At 59.0% G+C, this 229-nt stretch carries 1 protein-coding gene; it reads right to left on the reverse strand.

The window, feature by feature from the left end; genetic code table 11:
• Positions 1-229, reverse strand: a 229-nt coding sequence (locus MXD62_RS09815) for a biotin/lipoyl-binding protein (protein ID WP_248829032.1), incomplete at both ends; no start/stop codon positions are given.

Raw genomic sequence — 229 nt, forward strand, 5'->3', positions numbered from 1 at the left:
GGTTCACATCGTGGGCATCCGGTCCTTTCAGCGTCTTGGCCCGCTTGATGTTGGCACTGGCTACCTGGCCTTGGGCTGCGGTTACCTCCTGCTGCCAGACGGACGTGTCAAGCGAGGCCAGAAGCGTTCCCGCCTTGACCACACTTCCTTTTTTCACATGGATCTTGGCAATTTTGCCAGCGGTGCCAAAAGAGAGCCCCAGTTCCTTGCGAGGCGCGACAATTCCGGC

The organism is Frankia sp. Mgl5 (assembly GCF_023242985.1).
Taxonomy (GTDB): Bacteria; Actinomycetota; Actinomycetes; order Frankiales; family Frankiaceae; genus Parafrankia; species Parafrankia soli.